Genomic DNA, 16,293 nt, shown 5'->3' on the forward strand with positions numbered 1-16,293 from the left:
CCTTTTTTGTTTTGTCTTTAGCTTAATTTTTGAAGCCCCTGTGGGGTTTTTGGCCCCCCCCTGCCCCGTCAACGGGTCGAGGGGGGGGGGGTGTGGTTTGGGGGGGTGTCAGCCGCATGGATGCGGCTGCCAAGCCTACAGGGACGTACTTGCGGCGTCCCCGCAATCCGACACCGCCCCGCCAACCCACGGATCACCCCAGAGCCGGCTGTTGCCTTTGACGTTGCTCTAGCTTGTAGCAGGTGCAGGGCGCAGCCCTGCCGAACCCCCGCCGGGGTAAACTAGCCGGATGGCTTCCCGTCCCGCGCACGACCTGCTCCAACGCGTCTTTGGTTACGACGATTTCCGTGGTCCCCAGCAGGACATCGTGGAGCATGTGGCTGCCGGTCATGATGCCCTGGTGCTGATGCCCACCGGCGGCGGCAAGTCGCTCTGCTACCAGGTGCCGGCCCTGCTGCGTGACGGTTGTGGCATCGTCATCTCGCCGCTGATCGCGCTGATGCAGGATCAGGTCGAAGCCCTGCGCCAGCTCGGCGTGCGTGCCGAGTACCTGAATTCCACCCTGGATGCCGAGACCGCCGGGCGCGTCGAGCGCGAACTGCTCGCCGGCGAGCTGGACATGCTCTATGTCGCTCCCGAGCGGCTGCTGACCGGCCGCTTCCTGTCACTGCTGTCGCGCAGCCAGATCGCCCTGTTCGCCATCGACGAAGCACACTGCGTGTCGCAGTGGGGCCATGATTTCCGCCCCGAGTACCGCCAGCTGACCGTGCTGCACGAGCGTTGGCCACAGATCCCGCGGATCGCGCTCACCGCCACCGCCGATCCGCCGACCCAGCGCGAGATCGCCGAGCGGCTGGACCTGCAGGAAGCACGCCACTTCGTCAGCTCCTTCGACCGCCCCAACATCCGCTACACCGTGGTGCAGAAGGACAACGCCCGCAAGCAGCTGACCGATTTCCTGCGCGGCCACCGCGGCGAGGCCGGCATCGTCTACTGCATGTCGCGGCGCAAGGTCGAAGAGACCGCCGAATTCCTCTGCGGCCAGGGCTTCAACGCCCTGCCCTACCATGCCGGCCTGCCACCGGAAGTACGCGCGAACAACCAGCGCCGCTTCCTGCGCGAGGACGGTATCGTGATGTGCGCCACCATCGCCTTCGGCATGGGCATCGACAAGCCGGACGTGCGTTTCGTCGCGCATACCGACCTGCCCAAGTCGATGGAAGGCTACTACCAGGAAACCGGCCGCGCCGGCCGTGATGGCGAGGCCGCCGAGGCCTGGCTGTGCTACGGCCTGGGTGACGTGGTGCTGCTCAAGCAGATGATCGAGCAGTCCGAAGCCGGCGAAGAGCGCAAGCAGCTGGAGCGGTCCAAGCTGGACCACCTGCTGGGCTACTGCGAATCCATGCAGTGCCGCCGCCAGGTGCTGCTGGCCGGTTTCGGCGAGACCTATCCCCAGCCCTGCGGCAACTGCGACAACTGCCTGACCCCGCCCGCCTCCTGGGACGCGACCATCCCGGCGCAGAAGGCGCTGAGCTGTGTCTATCGCAGCGGCCAGCGTTTCGGCGTCGGCCACCTGATCGATGTCCTGCGCGGCAGCGAGAACGAAAAGGTGAAGCAGCAGGGCCACGACAAGCTCAGCACCTACGCGATCGGCCGCGACCTCGACGCGCGCACCTGGCGCAGCGTGTTCCGCCAGCTGGTCGCCGCCAGCCTGCTGGAAGTGGACAGCGAGGGCCACGGTGGCCTGCGCCTGACCGATGCAAGCCGCGACGTGCTGACCGGCCGCCGCCAGATCAGCATGCGCCGCGACCCGGCCAGCAGCACCAGCGGGCGCGAGCGCAGCGCGCAGCGCACCGGCCTGTCGGTGCTGCCGCAGGATCTGGCGCTGTTCAACGCGCTGCGCGGCCTGCGTGCCGAACTGGCCCGCGAACAGAATGTGCCGGCCTTCGTGATCTTCCACGACAGCACTCTGCGCAACATCGCCGAACAGCGCCCGACCAGCCTGGACGAACTGGCCCGGGTCGGCGGCATCGGCGGCACCAAGCTGAGCCGCTACGGCCCGCGCCTGGTCGAGATCGTGCGCGAAGAAGGATAGCGGCTCTACATTGGTGCTGCTCCAACCTTGAACCGGCCATTCAGCCGGAAGTGCATCCGCAATCACTTGCAGCTAGATTAGCGCCATGTCCCTGGCCTCGACCCTGCTCCGTGTCGTGCTCATGCTCAGCCTGTTGCTCAACGGGCTGAACGCGGCCATGGCCAGTGGTCATGAGGAAATGGGCCGGATGGCCCACGCCGCAGCAGCTGCCGTTGATGGCGGCACCGCCGACTGCCACCACCACGCCGGCATGCAGGCCGACCCGGCCCCACAGGCCAAGGCCCCGCCCCACGACGCCCACTGCCAGATCAAGGACTGCGTGCGCAGCTGCGCCCAGCACCCGCTGCTGGTGGTGCAGCCGTTGCCGTTCATGGCCGGTCCGACGTTATCGCTGGCCCCGCAGCCGATGCCGGCCACTGGCCGTCCGGCGCCGCCGCTGCCGCCGATTTCGCGTCCTCCCATCGGCTGATTCCACACGCACCGTGCGCCCTGCGCACCGCAGCCGGCCGCCTGCCGGCGTCTTTACGTGTCTGGAGTCACCATCATGAATACCCGCATTCCCCCCGGTCCGGGCGCTGTGCCCATGCCGTCGCGCCGCCTGTTCGTGCAGGGCCTGGCCGCCGGCGGCGTGGTTGCCGGCATCGCCGCTGTCGGCGTGCCGCAGCGCGCGCTCGCCGCCGCCACGGCCGCCCCACGGCTGGCCGGCGCCCCCGCCGTGCTCAGCGACACCCGCATCGAACTGGCCATCGGCGAATCGCTCGCCAATTTCACCGGCCGCACCCGCCCGGCGATCACCGTCAACGGCTCGCTGCCGGCACCGATCCTGCGCTGGCGCGAAGGCCAGACCGTCGACCTGTTCGTGCGCAACACGCTGGAGCGCCACCCGACCTCGATCCACTGGCACGGCATCCTGCTGCCCGCCAACATGGACGGCGTGCCCGGCCTGAGCTTCAACGGCATCGGCCCCGGCGAGACCTACCACTACCACTTCGAGCTGAAGCAGTCGGGCACCTACTGGTACCACAGCCACTCCATGTTCCAGGAGCAGGCTGGTCTGTACGGCGCGCTGATCATCGACCCGGCCGAACCGGCGCCGTACCACCACGACCGCGAGCACGTGATCATGCTGTCGGACTGGACCGACATGGACCCGGGCGCGCTGTTCCGCCGCATGAAGAAGCTGGCCGAGCACGACAACTACTACAAGCGCACCCTGCCCGACTTCCTGCGCGACGCGAAACGCGACGGCTGGTCGGCGGCGCTGTCCGATCGTGGCATGTGGGGCCGGATGCGGATGACGCCCACCGATATCTCCGATATCAACGCGCACACCTATACCTACCTGATGAACGGCACCGCCCCGGCCGGCAACTGGACCGGCCTGTTCCGCAGCGGCGAGAAGGTGCTGCTGCGCTTCATCAATGGCGGGTCGATGACCTACTTCGACGTACGCATTCCTGGCCTGAAGATGACCGTGGTCGCTGCCGACGGCCAGTACATCCACCCGGTGAGCATCGACGAATTCCGCATCGCCCCGGCCGAAACCTACGATGTGATCGTCGAACCGAGCGGCCAGGATGCCTACACGATCTTCTGCCAGGACATGGGCCGCACCGGCTACGCCGCCGGAACACTGGCGGTTCGCCATGGCCTGCAGGCACCGATTCCCGCGCGCGACCCACGTCCGTTGCTGACGATGAGCGACATGGGTCACGACATGGGCAGTGGTGGCCACGGCGGTCACGACATGGCCGCGATGAAAAGCATGGAAGGTGGCTGCGGCGCCAGCATGGGCCACGGCGCGCACGGCGGCGGCGATGCCGCCAGCAAGGCACCGAAGCACCCTGCCAGCGAACGCAACAACCCGCTGGTGGACATGCAGAGCTCGGCCTCCGAACCGAAGCTGGACGACCCCGGCATCGGCCTGCGCGACAACGGCCGCCAGGTGCTGACCTACGGCGCGATGCGCAGCCTGTTCGAAGACCCGGATGGCCGCGAGCCGAGCCGCGAGATCGAACTGCACCTGACCGGACACATGGAGAAGTTCTCCTGGTCGTTCGATGGCATCCCGTTCGCCAGCGCCGAACCACTGCGGCTGAACTACGGCGAGCGCATGCGCATCGTGCTGGTCAACGACACCATGATGCAGCACCCGATCCATCTGCACGGCGTGTGGAGCGATCTGGAAAACGCACAGGGCGAGTTCCAGCTGCGCAAGCACACCATCGACATGCCGCCGGGCACCCGCCGCAGCTATCGCGTGCGCGCCGATGCACTCGGCCGCTGGGCCTACCACTGCCATCTGCTGTACCACATGGAAGCGGGCATGATGCGCGAAGTGAGGATCGAAGAATGAGCCGCTCACTGCTTTCCCCCAGCCTGCTGGCCCTGGGCCTGGCCGCTGCATTGCCGGTGTTCGCGCAGTCGCACGCTGGTCATGACATGGCCGCGATGGATCCGCCCGCGAAAACCGCGAAGACGCCGGTCGAACCTGTCGATCATTCGAAGATGGATCATTCGAAGATGGATTCGGGCGCGATGGACCACTCAGCCATGGATCACTCGAAGATGGATCATGGCGCGAGGCAGCCGGCGACGATGGACCATTCCACGATGGATCATTCCACGATGGACCACGCCGCGATGGGCCACGGATCGCCTGCACCGACCGAACCGCGCGAACCCATCCCGGTGCCGACCGATGCCGACCGTGCCGCCGCATTCCCGCCGATTGCCCATGGTGCGATGGAGCACGCACCGGAGATCAACAGCCTGCTGCTGATCGACCGTCTTGAACACTGGGATGGCAAGAGCAGCAACGGCCAGGCCTGGGAGGCCACCGGTTGGATCGGCGGCAACATCAACCGCCTGTGGCTGCGCACCGATGGCGAGCGTAGTCGTGGCCGCACCGAATCATCGTCGCTGGAAGCGCTGTATGGCCGCAGCGTGTCGCCCTGGTGGGACGTGCTGGTCGGCGTGCGCCAGGATTTCCGCCCCGCCGATTCACGCACCTGGGCGGCGATCGGCATCCAGGGTCTGGCGCCGTACAAGTTCGAGAGCTCAGCCACGCTGTACATGGGCTCCGGTGGCCAGGTACTGGCCAAGGCCGAGGTCGAGTACGACGTGCTGCTGACCAACCGCCTGATTCTGCAGCCGCTGCTGGAAGCCACCGTCGCGGCCAAGGACGAAAAGGAGTACGGCATCGGCCGTGGCCTGAACAAGGTCGAAGCCGGGCTGCGACTGCGCTATGAGTTCAGCCGCCGCTTCGCGCCCTACATCGGCATCAGCCACGAACGCACGTTTGGTGACACCGCCGACTACGCCGGTGACCACGCACGCGACACACGCTGGGTGGCCGGCGTGCGCATGTGGTTCTGAGCAGCAGTTCGTGAGCAATGGCCAGCCCCGGCAGCCGCCGGGGCCGGCTACACTGCGCCACGTTCCAATGCAGGCACCGCCATGTCGTTGCAGATCCGCCGCGCCACCCTTGCCGACGTCGACGCGCTGTCGGCCATCGCGATTGCCACCTACAACGAAACCTGGGGCGATTCCTATCCGCCGCAGGAGCTGCACGATTTCCTGCAGGCGCACTACAGCAGCGAGCCGCAGCGCATCGAACTATCTGACCCACGCAGTGCCATCTGGCTGTTGATGGACGGTGACGCCGTGGTCGGCTATCTGGCCGCCGGTGCCAACACCCTGCCGCACACGGATGCACGCGACGGCGACATCGAACTGAAGCGGTTCTACATCCTGGCCGCACACCAGAACGGCGGCCATGGTGCACGCATGATGGACGCGTTCATGGCCTGGCTGGACCAGCCGCAGCGCCGCACCCTGTGGGTGGGCGTGTGGGAAGAGAATTTCGGCGCACAGCGCTTCTATGCGCGTTACGGCTGCAGCAAGGTTGGCGAGTACGACTTCATCGTCGGCGACACCCACGACCGCGAGTTCATCCTGCGGCGGCCGTGATCACGCGCTCCATGTAGAGTCGAGCCATGCTCGACTGCACCTAACCTGTAGAGTCGAGCCATGTTCGACTCTTGGCGGCAACAGCCAGTCGAGCATGGCTCGACTCTACAAAGCGCGAAGCGCCTAGAAGTCGAACAGTTCCGACAGGAAGCTGTCCTTCTTCTTTTTCTTGTATCCGTGGCCCCGATTGTCCTCGTAGCGCTGGCCCAAGTGGCGGGTATCACGGTGCATCACCGGCGGCGGAGAGGATGCCGGATGCTGCTGTACAGGCGCGGGCGGCGGCACGGCCGCACCGGCACCGGCACCGGCACGCTCGATGATCTTGTCCAGTTCACCACGATCCAGCCACACGCCCCGGCAGCCGGGGCAGTAGTCGATCTCGATGCCATGGCGTTCGGCCATCTGCAGGGTCTGGGTCTTGCACACGGGGCACAGCATCGGCATTGCTCCTGTCGGTCCTGCATCGACTGTACCTGTGCGGTGATGACTGTGCGGCAACGCATGACCGATGGCACAGGGACTTCCGACGCGCGCCGATGCGGCAGCAGTCGCACACACTGAGCCCCTGTTCCGCAGGGAGTGCGTACATGACCGCGTTGTCCCGCCTGCCCAACGCCGCGCGCCTGCTGCTGGTCCTGCTGGGCGTTGGCCTGGGCCTGAATCTGCGCGATATCGCTGCGGCCGCAGGGACTCCGATTCCCGCCCTGCCCATACCCTACGGCGGCAGCCTGCTGGACAACGCACTGGCAGTGCTGGTGGCGCTGCTGCTGGCCGCGCTGCTGCGGCCCCGTGGCACGGGCCTGTTGGCCAACCTTGGGCTGCGCGGCAACGGCTGGGCCGGCCCATTGTGGGTGCTGCTGGCCAGCCTCCCCTGCTGGCTGGGCCTGGCGCTGCTCGGTACCCCGAACACGGCGCTGACCGCGCTCGACGCCACGATGCTGGCCGTGCTGTTCCCACTGGCCGAGGAAGTGCTGTTCCGCGGCCTGGGCTTCGTGCTGCTGGTGAAGATCGTGCGTGGTCCGTGGCCGCTGCTCGCGCTGCCGCAGGCGCTGCTGTTCGGCATGGTGCACTGGCTGGGCTTCGGTGGGTTCGACGGTGGCGGCATCGCGCTGTTCGTCGGCGCGGTGATCGCTCTCGGCGGCTTCATCTTCGCCTGGCTCGACCACCTCGACGGTGACACCCTGTGGTGCGGCCTGGTCCTGCACGTTTCGATGAACCTGGCCTGGAATGTGTTCAGCCTTGATGACGCCGTCGCGCTCGGCTGGCAGACCACCAGCCTGCGCATCGGCACCGCCCTGCTCGCGGTCGCAATCCTGGCCTGGTACGTGCGCCGCCAACGGCGCGGACAGCTGTAACGCCCACTTAGCTTGCCGTGCACGCCGGGATCACTACTGGCTTGCGCATACTTGCGCGCCTTTCGCTCCCCCTGTTGTCCGGAGTTGCCGCGTCATGTTGCTGTCCAAGCGCTTTGTGGAACCGCGCGTCCTGCTGATCGAGGACGCCGAGGAAACCCAGGAACTCAGTCGTCTCGCCCTGGAAAGCCAGGCCTGCCAGGTCACCGCTGTCAGCAGCGCCGAGGCCGCGCTGGGCCTGCTCAACGCCGGTGAACCGTTCGACCTGCTGTTCACCGACGTCTGCCTGGGCGGCATCAGCGGCATCGAAACCGCCAACCGCGTGCGTGAGCACCTGCCACAGCTGCCGATCCTGGTCACCTCCGGCATGGACCAGCACCGCGTGCTGCCGCAGCTGCGCGCCGGCATCCACTTCCTGCCCAAGCCGTACAGCATGAGCGAGCTGCTCGATGCCATCCGGCTGTGCTTCCGGCACGCAGCGGATGCCACGCTGATACCGCCGCCGCAGGCCAGCGCGGCCTGAGGCAATCATCCACGCCTGGCGTAGATCTACTGATTCCGCTTCTCTTCGGCATGGATCCACGTCAACACCACCGGTAGATCCACGCCATGCGTGGATGCAGCCCCCCATCAACCGCCGGTGTACGGCCCTTCACCCGGCATCACCTCCAGCAGTGCGCGAGTGATCACCCGCGGGTAGACCGTGAGATGGTCCTCGCCGTCAATCACCACGTTGTCCACCTTCAACTTGCGCCCCGTGCGCTTCAGCTGGGCAGTGAAGTCCGCGGTCTGCCTCAGCATGTCGTTGCCGGTGGAATAACGTGGCCCTGGCTTGTCCGTCTCGTAGCTACCCACCGACAGCAGCACGCGCGTAGGTTGCGCAGGGATGACGGCGCCATCCTGCATGCGCGGCAGCAGAAGCTGGTCGAACCACAGCGAAGGACTGGACAGGATGTAGGTGCTGAACATGTCCGGTTGTGTGGTCAGCACATAGGCACCGAACAGCGCGCCATAGGAATGACCAGCGAACATGCGCCGGGCGGGATCGGTGCGATAACGCGCATCGACCATCGGCAGCACCTGTGCGGCCAGGAAATCGCGGTAGTGCGCGGCACCGCCGTAGGTGACGTCATCACTGTAATAGCCATCGACCGTGCGCGCCGGATTGCTGGGCGTGTAGTCGCGCGAGCGGCTCTGCTTTGAAGTCAGGCCTTCCTGCGGCGGCAAACCGACCAGGATGAAATTCTCGATGTTGACGCCCTGCTGCCCCACCAGATTGCGCACGCTGCGCACCAGCGGGAAGCTGTACAGCGCATCGGTCACGTACAGCACCGGATAGTGCTTTTCCGGATGCGCCGCATAGTCGGCCGGCAGCGCCACCCAGATCGGGTAGTCGCGCCCCACCGGGTCATGTACGCGCAGCGCTTCGGTATCCGGCAGCACTACGCCCGGCACCGCCGTTGCCGCGCTTTCCTTCGCGTCACTCTGCGTTGCCGGTGGTGCCACCGACATCGCACAGCCACTCACGGCCAGGCAGGCCGCCACACTCCATCCACGCACACGCTGCATCCACGCTCTCCCGTTGCGGGCGGCGCCCCCAGGTGGCGCCGCTACCGCATCCTCACACGTCGTGCGGTGCAGTGCCACGCCGGATCAGGGCGACGCCGGCGGCGGTGCCGGGAACAGCGTGCGCAGCGCCTGCAAGGCGGCTGGGTGATAGATCGTGGCGTGGGTTTCCTCCGGCAGCGGCAGGTACTTCACCAGCGGCGACGGCGACGCCTGCTGCAGCAGCGTGGCCAACTGCGCGGCGGACGCAGCCAGCTCCGGCTGCCCACTGCTGGCCAGGAACACGCGCGGCTGCGCACGCGTCACCGCCGGCAACTGCTTGGCCGCAGCGGCCAACATCGTGCCCCGATTCCACCACAGGCTGGGGTCCAGCGCGATGTAGCTGTTGAACAGTGTCGGCTCCTGCAGCAACGTCTCGACCACGAACAGTCCAGCCAACGACTCGCCGATCAGCGCGCGCTCGTCGGTGGTCGGGTAGCGTTGGCGCACCTGCGGCATCAGTTCATCGCGCAGGAAGCTGCGGTAGGCCGCTGAACCGCCGATGCGGGGCGCGATCTTCTGGTCTTGCGGGTCGCTGCTGGGGCCCGTCATGTCGCGGCGGCGCTCGGTGTTCTCGATGCCTACCAGCAGGAACGGACGCATGCTGCCGTTTCCGCTCAGCACCTGCACCAGCCCGGCCACATGCAGGAAGTCCTCGCCGATGCCGCCATCGGCCATGTACAGCACCGGCAATGGTGCCTTCGGGTCCAGCCCCCACGGCTGCGGGCGGTAGACATTGATGCGGCGGGTTTCGCCCAGCGCCTTCGACTCGATGGTAAAGGTCTCGCCGATGACCAGCGGGGTCGCGGGGGCGGCCTGTGCAGACGGCGCCGGCTCGGCGGCCATCAAGGGTGCGGCGGAGATGGCGGACAACAACAGCGACAGCACGATCAGACGCATGGGGTGGTCCATTCCAGGAAAGCGCTGAGCATAGACCGCCGGAGACATTGTCGTTCGCGGCACTTTGCCGATCTACTGGAACTGGAGCACCATGGAGTCGGTGATGGTCATGCAACGCGCACCTTGGCTCACGGACTGGTCACCGCCAGGCTCATATTCACAAGGAGGTTCCCATGTTGAGTGTATTGATCGCCATCACCCTTGCTGCCGGCTCACCGCAGGCCAGCAGCATTCCCGCAGCATCCGCAGCGTATGCGGACTGCCTGCTCGCCCACCTTCAACCGGGATTGTCCGACCGCGCGATCCCGCTACTGCAGCAGGCCTGCGCCTCGAAGCATCCGGAAAGCTACGTCGCATCGGCAGAACTGGAACGCCGAATCAGCGCCCAGCGCCGAGCCGACTTTGAGGCGGCTCAAGTGGAGGCGGTTCGTTCCGCGAATGCGGCAGCAACGGCCGCACAGGAGGCTGCCGACGCGGCGGCGGCTAAAGCGAAGAATGCGCGGACGAAGTAGTTGCCCTGGACGAGCGCCACAAAAAAGGCACCGCATTGCGGTGCCTTTCTGAATGACGTGGGTCATTGGATGCAATGGTGGGCCGTGAAGGATTCGAACCTTCGACCAAAAGATTAAAAGTCTTCTGCTCTACCGACTGAGCTAACGGCCCATTGCACTGCCCCAGCCTTTCGGCGGGGTGGGCATTCTACCCTACTTTGCCGGGCCGGGTGAAACCCTGGTGCGTCGAGGTTGCCGGCCAGCGGCCGGCACTACCCCGATCTGGGCCGCCGGCTTAAACCTTCCGGGCCTCCGTCGCATCCCATCTGTGATCCTTCCCCGGAGCCACGGATGCGCCTGCCCTTCTGCCTCATTGCCGCCCTGCTGGTGCCCTGCGCAGCACTGGCCGCCCCGCCCCAGGTCGTCACTGATGATATCGGCCGCTTCTGGGCTACCTATGACGCCGTGCGCACCGAGCCCGACGTTGAACGCCAGGTCGCACTGGTGCAGGAGCGCTACATCGATCCAGGCAGCCCCGGCCTGCATGCGCTGATGCAGGTGCGCAACTACACCGCCCGCGAATACGCCACGGCCATGCGTACGTGGCCGCGCTTCTGGACGTCGGTACGGCCATTGACCGCCAACGCGCAGCAGGCCAGCGCCACACTGGAACGGGACCTGACCGCCTTCCGGACGCTCTACCCCGCCCTGCGCCCCGCCACCATCACCTATGCGGTCGGTGTTCTGCGTACCGGCGGCACCACACTGGGTGACAAGGTGCTGATCGGAGCGGAGATGGCGCTGGGCGATGAGCGCGTGGACGTGAGCGAGCTGCCGGAGCCGATGCGCAGCCGCCTGCGGATCTTCTACGACAGCCGTCCGGGGGCGAGCAACGCGCAGAACAACCTGCACGAGTACGTACATACCCAGCAGCGCGAGACCACCGGCAGCCTGGCCCAGTATGCAGTGCGCGAGGGTGTGGCCGAGTATGTGGCGGAGCGGCTGAGCGGGCGCCGGCCAGCATTACCCTTCTACGACTACGGCGCAACACACGAAGCGGAAATCCGCACGCGCTTCATTGCTGAGATGAACGGGGAAAATCTCGACAACTGGCTCTACAACAGCGCCCGCAATCCGTTCGGGGTCAGTGATGTGGGCTATTACGCCGGGTATCGCATCGCGCAGGGGTACATGCGGCAGCAGGCCGATGAGAAGGCGGCGATCGCACGGATGATCGAACTGGACTATGCCGATCCGGAGGCGGTGCGGGCGTTTATTGACGCGTCGGGGTGGTTGCGGCAGCTGTAGGCCAAGGAGTGCGAACCAACGGTTCGCACCCACCGAGAGAGTGATTGCGCGGTCAGGCGTACAGCGTCGGGTCGGCGACGCCGGCTTCGGCAAAGCCCTGCGCGCGCAGGCGGCAGGCATCGCAGTTGCCGCAGGCGGCGCCGTTGGCGTCGGCGTTGTAGCAGGACACGGTGAGGCCGAAGTCCACGCCCAGGCGCACGCCTTCGCTGACGATCTGGCCCTTGCTGAGGAACTGCAGCGGTGCGTGCACCTTGATGCCCGCGCCTTCCACGCCCGACTTGGTGGCCAGGTTGGCCAGCGCCTGGAACGCGGCCACGAACTCGGGACGGCAGTCCGGGTAGCCGGAGTAGTCCACGGCGTTGACGCCGCAGAAGATGTCGTTGGCGCCGAGCACTTCGGCCCAGCCCAACGCCAGCGACAGCATGATGGTGTTGCGCGCCGGCACGTAGGTGACCGGAATGCCGGCACCGCCGGCCTCGGGCACGTCGATGTCGTCGGTCAGCGCCGAGCCGCCGATGCTGCGCAGGTCCACGTCCACGGTCTTGTGCGCGATAACGCCCTGGGCCTTGGCCACGCGGGCGGCGGCATCCAGTTCGGAGGTATGGCGCTGGCCGTAGCGCACGCTCAGGGCATGCACGGCGAAGCCCTGTTCCTGGGCCATGGCGATGACGGCGGCTGAATCCATGCCGCCGGAGAGAAGCACGACTGCCTTCTTCATGGGTAAAACATCCGGTTGGGAGGGGAAAGCCAGCACGCTGTCCCGCGCCGGAGCTACATCAGGGAACGCTGCCTGGGCTCATCGGCCCGGCTCGTCGTTCCACAGGATTTTATGCAACTGCATCTGGAAGCGCACCGGCAGCCGGTCCTCGACGATCCAGTCGGCCAGCTGGCGCGCGGTGATCTCACCCTTGCTCGGCGAGAAGAACACGGTGCAACGCTTCACCAGATCGTGCTCGGCCAACAGGGACTTGGCCCAGTCGTAATCCTCGCGGCTGCAGATGACGAACTTGATCTGGTCGCGGGCGGTCAGCAACGGCAGGTTGTCCCAGCGGTTGCGCGCCACTTCGGCCGAACCCGGGGTCTTGATGTCGACCACGCGCGATACCCGGGAGTCCACGGCGCTGACGTCCAGCGCACCGGAGGTTTCCAGCGAGACATCCATGCCGGCGTCGCACAGCTTCTGCAGCAGTACCAGGCAGCGCTTCTGTGCCAGCGGCTCGCCACCGGTCACGCAGACGTGGCGCACGCCCTGGGCCAGCACCTCGGCCACGATGTCGTCGATGTCCCACCAGGTGCCGCCATGGAAGGCATAGGCGGTGTCGCAGTACTGGCAACGCAGCGGGCAGCCGGTCAGGCGCACGAACACGGTCGGCCAGCCGGCGGTATCGGCTTCGCCCTGCAGCGAGGTGAAGATCTCGGTGATCTTCAGGCGTGGCAGCGGCGACTGCACGATCTCGCTGGGCGTGGCGGCGGCGCTGGACGGGGTAACGGCGGTCATGGCGGGGACTTCTTGGTGGGACACGTGGCGGGTGGGCTACCGTGGCCGGTAACGAAAGCAGCCGAGCATGGCTCGGCTCTACAACTGCAGCCGGTCGGGTGTGGCCCAGCCGGTAATGCAAGCCGCCGGGCATGGCCCGGCTCTACCGGATCCGGGCGGGTTTGCCGGTCCGGAAACGAAAGCAGCCGAGCGTGGGCTCGGCTCTACAGGACACGTATTGTACGCCCGGTCAGCGGATCAGCGAATCTGCTTGCCGAGGCGGATCGACTGCAGGCGGTCCTGCGCGGTGCGCGCGGCGTCCGAGCCAGGGTACTGCGCCACGACGGTCTCCAGCGTCTGCTGGGCCTGGTCGACCTTGCCCTCGCCATACTGCGAGAGGCCGACCTTGAGCAGGCCGCCAGCGGCCTTGTCGTGGGTCGGATAGCGCGAGAGCAGTTCACGGAACTGGGTCTCCGCCATCGGGAAATTGCGGGTGGCGTAGTAGCTCTCGCCCAGCCAGTACAGCGCGTTCGGCGCGTAGACGCCGTTCGGGTACAGCTGCAGGAAGCTCAGGAACAGCTGCGCCGAATCATCGTACTTGCCGGCCTTCAGCGAATCGAAGGCGACGTTGTAGGAGGCGCGCTCGTCGCCGGTGGCGGCAAGGCTGCCGGCATCACCATGGACGGAAGGCGGCCGCTCGGAAGTGGCCGCCGCTGCGGGTTTTGCCGGGGCCGGGGCGGCCTTCGGCGCGCTCGCCGGAACGGGCGGCAGGGCCGGGGCGGCATTGCCCCCTTCCAACCGGTTCAGGCGGCTGTCCAGATCCAGGTACTGGTCCTGGGCGGACTGCTTGAGCTGGGCGTTGTCGTGCTGCAACTGCTCGATCGAGGCCTGCAGGCTGGTGACCTGCTGCCGCAGCTGATTGATCTGGTTCAACAGGTCCTGGTTGGCACTGTTGTTGTACATCTGCTGCTCGATCGCGCCAACGCGGTCGGCCAGGCTCTGTCGCTGTGCATGCGCCGGTGCGGCAGCCACGAGGGCTGCCGCAACGACCAGCATCAGTTTGATGCCAATACGCATGGATTACTGCGCGGTGTAGACGATTTCGACGCGACGGTTCTGCGACCAGCAGGACTCGTTCGACTCGGTGCAGACCGGACGCTCTTCACCGTAGGACACGACGGTCAGCTGCGAAGCCGAGCCACCGTTGGCCTGCAGGGCCGAGTTGACGCCGTTGCCACGACGCTCGCCCAGGGCCTGGTTGTACGCGCGCGAACCGCGCTCGTCGGTGTGGCCCTGCAGGGTGATGCGCGAGGACGGACGGTCACGCAGGTACTTGGCGTGGCACGCCATGATGGCCTGGAATTCCGGCTTCACGTCTTCCTTGTCCAGGTCGAAGTAGACAACGCGCTGGCGCAGGCAAGCGTCGGTGTCCAGGTCGCCCGGGCCGTACAGGCCGGAGGTCGACGGAGCGGTCGGGGTGGTGGTCGAGGTGCCGGTGTCAACCGGGGCTGCCGGCTCTTCCTTCACCTTCTTCGAGCAACCGGCCAGGACGGCCACAGACAGCAGGGAAACAAGCAGAACGCGGGTGGACTTGTTCATGGCGATACCTTTGTGGCTCCTAGGCCGATGAGGGGTTCAAGACAGCGAAAATATTAACACTCTTTTAGCGCTGGGTACGGTATGGGGACCATGCCGGTTCGCGCACATCTCCGTCAGCCAGAACCAACCGCTGGCGCACGCGCGCATCGGCAGAAACGGCGTACAGCACACCACGGCCACCCTCGCGGGCGGCGTACAACACCATGCTTGCGTTGGGCGCAAAGCTCGGAGATTCATCCAGCGAACCCGGGGACAGCGTGCTCCAGCGGGGCGAACCCAGCGAGCTGTCCATCATCGCGATCTTGTAGCTGTTGCCCGAGCCCTGGGCGACGGCGATCTTCTTGCCATCGTAGGACACCGAGGGCTTGGCATTGTAGTTGCCCTGGAAGGTCACGCGCTCGGCGCTGCCGCCGCCCGCACCGACCTTGTAGACCTGCGGACGGCCGCCGCGGTCGGAGGTGAAGTACACCGCGCTGCCGTCCGGTGCCCAGGTCGGCTCGGTATCGATGGCGAAGTGGTTGGTCAGCTGGGTCAGCTGCTTGCTGCCCAGGTCCATCACGTAGATTTCCGGGTTACCCGAACGCGACAGGGTCAGGGCCAGCTTGCGGCCGTCCGGCGAGAACGCCGGGGCGCTGTTGATGCCGCGGAAGCTGGTGACCAGCTCACGCGCACCGGTGCCGATGTTCTGGATGTAGATGGCCGAATTGCCACGCTCGAAGCTGACGTAGGCCAGCTTGCTGCCATCCGGGCTCCACGACGGCGACAGCAGCGGCTCGGCCGAACGCACGATGGTCTGCGGGTTGTAGCCATCGGAGTCGGCCACCATCAGCGCGTAGCGCATGGCGTCGCCCTTGCCGCTGGCGGTCACGTAGGCGATGCGGGTCCAGAAGGCGCCACGGACACCGGTGATCTTCTCGTAGATGGCGTCGGCCATCTGGTGGGCGACGTCACGCATGGCGTTGCCACGGGCGGTCATCGCCAGGCCCAGCAGGCGCTCGCCCTTCGGTACGTCGAACAGTTCGTACTCGACACGGTAGGCGCCGGCACCGGCGTCGAGCACGCGGCCGACCACGATGTAGTTCTGCTTCAGCGCGCGCCAGGTGGCGAACTGGATGTCGCCGCCCCGCACGGGCTTTTCGACGATCTGTGCTTCCGGCAGCGTGCGGAACTGGCCCGAACGCTCGAGGTCGGCGCGGACCACGCCGGCGACGTCGGTCTGCGGTGCAGCCGCCGAACCCTGGTAGGGCATCGGCACGATGGTGATCGGCAGCGCGGAGGCATTGCCGCCGATGATGTCGATATCCAGCCCCTTCTGCTGCGCGACGGCAGCAAAGGGCAGCAACAGGGCCGCAAACACGGCAAGCCAGCGAGGCATCTTTTTCATGGAGCGCTCAATAGGGGGAAACCGGAACGAGGGATAACAAAGCGGGAGTGAACCGCTTCGCAATCATGAACCAAGGGTACGTGAATTCCGGGTCAGTTCCAGCCCGTCCT

At 66.4% G+C, this 16,293-nt stretch carries 17 protein-coding genes and 1 tRNA gene; 9 read left to right on the forward strand and 9 right to left on the reverse strand.

The annotated features are described in order from the left end of the window. Positions 1-289: 289 nt before the first annotated feature. From recQ to AC5O77_RS09480, 5 genes are all read left to right on the forward strand, one after another. Positions 290-2,095 (forward strand): DNA helicase RecQ, encoded by a 1,806-nt coding sequence (gene recQ / locus AC5O77_RS09460; protein ID WP_032130195.1) that lies wholly within the window; start codon positions 290-292, stop codon positions 2,093-2,095. Between the two features lie 85 nt (positions 2,096-2,180). Beyond that, positions 2,181-2,564: a CopL family metal-binding regulatory protein gene (locus AC5O77_RS09465; RefSeq protein WP_329914569.1), complete on the forward strand. Its 384-nt coding sequence runs from the start codon at positions 2,181-2,183 to the stop codon at positions 2,562-2,564. A 75-nt stretch (positions 2,565-2,639) separates the two neighbouring features. Beyond that, on the forward strand, positions 2,640-4,451 hold the full coding sequence (locus tag AC5O77_RS09470; protein WP_494506732.1) for a copper resistance system multicopper oxidase: 1,812 nt from the start codon (positions 2,640-2,642) through the stop codon (positions 4,449-4,451). Beyond that, positions 4,448-5,473 (forward strand): copper resistance protein B, encoded by a 1,026-nt coding sequence (locus AC5O77_RS09475; RefSeq protein WP_494506733.1) that lies wholly within the window; start codon positions 4,448-4,450, stop codon positions 5,471-5,473. Before AC5O77_RS09470 ends, AC5O77_RS09475 begins: the two co-directional genes overlap by 4 nt. 81 nt (positions 5,474-5,554) lie before the next feature. Beyond that, a complete protein-coding gene (locus AC5O77_RS09480; protein ID WP_032128517.1) occupies positions 5,555-6,067 on the forward strand; it encodes a GNAT family N-acetyltransferase in 513 nt (170 codons plus the stop codon). Between the two features lie 123 nt (positions 6,068-6,190). On the opposite strand, the gene AC5O77_RS09485 is transcribed toward AC5O77_RS09480, so the two are convergent. After that, positions 6,191-6,505, reverse strand: a complete 315-nt coding sequence (locus AC5O77_RS09485; protein WP_032128518.1) for a TFIIB-type zinc ribbon-containing protein — start codon at positions 6,503-6,505, stop codon at positions 6,191-6,193. 149 nt (positions 6,506-6,654) lie between these two features. Here AC5O77_RS09485 and AC5O77_RS09490 point away from each other — a divergent pair, with 149 nt between their 5' ends. Further along, on the forward strand, positions 6,655-7,422 hold the full coding sequence (locus AC5O77_RS09490) for a CPBP family glutamic-type intramembrane protease (protein ID WP_494506734.1): 768 nt from the start codon (positions 6,655-6,657) through the stop codon (positions 7,420-7,422). A gap of 94 nt (positions 7,423-7,516) precedes the next feature. Continuing rightward, positions 7,517-7,942, forward strand: a complete 426-nt coding sequence (locus tag AC5O77_RS09495) for a response regulator (RefSeq protein WP_049400506.1) — start codon at positions 7,517-7,519, stop codon at positions 7,940-7,942. A 107-nt stretch (positions 7,943-8,049) separates the two neighbouring features. Here AC5O77_RS09495 and AC5O77_RS09500 read toward each other — a convergent pair whose 3' ends face one another. Together AC5O77_RS09500 and AC5O77_RS09505 are read right to left on the reverse strand one after the other, a co-directional pair. Next, the gene (locus AC5O77_RS09500) at positions 8,050-8,988 is read right to left on the reverse strand and encodes an alpha/beta hydrolase (protein WP_494506735.1); all 939 of its coding nucleotides are present in this window, start codon (positions 8,986-8,988) and stop codon (positions 8,050-8,052) included. 84 nt (positions 8,989-9,072) lie between these two features. Continuing rightward, positions 9,073-9,924, reverse strand: coding sequence for an alpha/beta hydrolase (locus AC5O77_RS09505; protein WP_494506736.1), 852 nt, complete (start codon positions 9,922-9,924; stop codon positions 9,073-9,075). 173 nt (positions 9,925-10,097) lie between these two features. Here AC5O77_RS09505 and AC5O77_RS09510 point away from each other — a divergent pair, with 173 nt between their 5' ends. Then, the gene (locus AC5O77_RS09510) at positions 10,098-10,436 is read left to right on the forward strand and encodes a hypothetical protein (protein WP_180837836.1); all 339 of its coding nucleotides are present in this window, start codon (positions 10,098-10,100) and stop codon (positions 10,434-10,436) included. 75 nt (positions 10,437-10,511) lie between these two features. Here the strand turns inward: AC5O77_RS09510 and AC5O77_RS09515 are convergent. Further along, a tRNA-Lys gene (locus AC5O77_RS09515) sits at positions 10,512-10,587 on the reverse strand. Between the two features lie 179 nt (positions 10,588-10,766). Here AC5O77_RS09515 and AC5O77_RS09520 point away from each other — a divergent pair. Further along, a complete protein-coding gene (locus AC5O77_RS09520) occupies positions 10,767-11,723 on the forward strand; it encodes a DUF2268 domain-containing putative Zn-dependent protease (RefSeq protein ID WP_494506737.1) in 957 nt (318 codons plus the stop codon). A 52-nt stretch (positions 11,724-11,775) separates the two neighbouring features. Here the strand turns inward: AC5O77_RS09520 and queC are convergent, their stop codons facing one another. From queC to tolB, 5 genes are all read right to left on the reverse strand, one after another. Then, entirely contained in the window at positions 11,776-12,441 is a 666-nt protein-coding gene (queC, locus tag AC5O77_RS09525) for a 7-cyano-7-deazaguanine synthase QueC (protein WP_049400776.1), read from the reverse strand. A gap of 78 nt (positions 12,442-12,519) precedes the next feature. Continuing rightward, on the reverse strand, positions 12,520-13,221 hold the full coding sequence (gene queE / locus AC5O77_RS09530; protein WP_049422912.1) for a 7-carboxy-7-deazaguanine synthase QueE: 702 nt from the start codon (positions 13,219-13,221) through the stop codon (positions 12,520-12,522). A 237-nt stretch (positions 13,222-13,458) separates the two neighbouring features. Then, positions 13,459-14,277 carry a tol-pal system protein YbgF gene (gene ybgF / locus AC5O77_RS09535; protein ID WP_478058872.1) on the reverse strand — a complete coding sequence of 273 codons (819 nt, stop codon included), beginning with the start codon at positions 14,275-14,277 and terminating at the stop codon, positions 13,459-13,461. A gap of 3 nt (positions 14,278-14,280) precedes the next feature. Next, the gene (gene pal, locus AC5O77_RS09540) at positions 14,281-14,799 is read right to left on the reverse strand and encodes a peptidoglycan-associated lipoprotein Pal (RefSeq protein WP_032128527.1); all 519 of its coding nucleotides are present in this window, start codon (positions 14,797-14,799) and stop codon (positions 14,281-14,283) included. Positions 14,800-14,863: 64 nt separating this feature from the next. Then, positions 14,864-16,183, reverse strand: a complete 1,320-nt coding sequence (tolB, locus tag AC5O77_RS09545) for a Tol-Pal system beta propeller repeat protein TolB (protein WP_032128528.1) — start codon at positions 16,181-16,183, stop codon at positions 14,864-14,866. Positions 16,184-16,293 lie beyond the last annotated feature (110 nt).

This window comes from Stenotrophomonas sp. INTA L402-1, from assembly GCF_059295135.1.

Bases quoted from the DNA above. Each gene is read 5' to 3' on its own strand.
- recQ (WP_032130195.1), top strand. From the start codon at position 290: ATGGCTTCCCGTCCCGCGCACGACCTGCTCCAACGCGTCTTTGGTTAC.
- AC5O77_RS09465 (WP_329914569.1), top strand. From the start codon at position 2,181: ATGTCCCTGGCCTCGACCCTGCTCCGTGTCGTGCTCATGCTCAGCCTG.
- AC5O77_RS09470 (WP_494506732.1), top strand. From the start codon at position 2,640: ATGAATACCCGCATTCCCCCCGGTCCGGGCGCTGTGCCCATGCCGTCG.
- AC5O77_RS09475 (WP_494506733.1), top strand. From the start codon at position 4,448: ATGAGCCGCTCACTGCTTTCCCCCAGCCTGCTGGCCCTGGGCCTGGCC.
- AC5O77_RS09480 (WP_032128517.1), top strand. From the start codon at position 5,555: ATGTCGTTGCAGATCCGCCGCGCCACCCTTGCCGACGTCGACGCGCTG.
- AC5O77_RS09485 (WP_032128518.1), bottom strand. From the start codon at position 6,505: ATGCTGTGCCCCGTGTGCAAGACCCAGACCCTGCAGATGGCCGAACGC.
- AC5O77_RS09490 (WP_494506734.1), top strand. From the start codon at position 6,655: ATGACCGCGTTGTCCCGCCTGCCCAACGCCGCGCGCCTGCTGCTGGTC.
- AC5O77_RS09495 (WP_049400506.1), top strand. From the start codon at position 7,517: ATGTTGCTGTCCAAGCGCTTTGTGGAACCGCGCGTCCTGCTGATCGAG.
- AC5O77_RS09500 (WP_494506735.1), bottom strand. From the start codon at position 8,988: ATGCAGCGTGTGCGTGGATGGAGTGTGGCGGCCTGCCTGGCCGTGAGT.
- AC5O77_RS09505 (WP_494506736.1), bottom strand. From the start codon at position 9,924: ATGCGTCTGATCGTGCTGTCGCTGTTGTTGTCCGCCATCTCCGCCGCA.
- AC5O77_RS09510 (WP_180837836.1), top strand. From the start codon at position 10,098: ATGTTGAGTGTATTGATCGCCATCACCCTTGCTGCCGGCTCACCGCAG.
- AC5O77_RS09520 (WP_494506737.1), top strand. From the start codon at position 10,767: ATGCGCCTGCCCTTCTGCCTCATTGCCGCCCTGCTGGTGCCCTGCGCA.
- queC (WP_049400776.1), bottom strand. From the start codon at position 12,441: ATGAAGAAGGCAGTCGTGCTTCTCTCCGGCGGCATGGATTCAGCCGCC.
- queE (WP_049422912.1), bottom strand. From the start codon at position 13,221: ATGACCGCCGTTACCCCGTCCAGCGCCGCCGCCACGCCCAGCGAGATC.
- ybgF (WP_478058872.1), bottom strand. From the start codon at position 14,277: ATGCGTATTGGCATCAAACTGATGCTGGTCGTTGCGGCAGCCCTCGTG.
- pal (WP_032128527.1), bottom strand. From the start codon at position 14,799: ATGAACAAGTCCACCCGCGTTCTGCTTGTTTCCCTGCTGTCTGTGGCC.
- tolB (WP_032128528.1), bottom strand. From the start codon at position 16,183: ATGAAAAAGATGCCTCGCTGGCTTGCCGTGTTTGCGGCCCTGTTGCTG.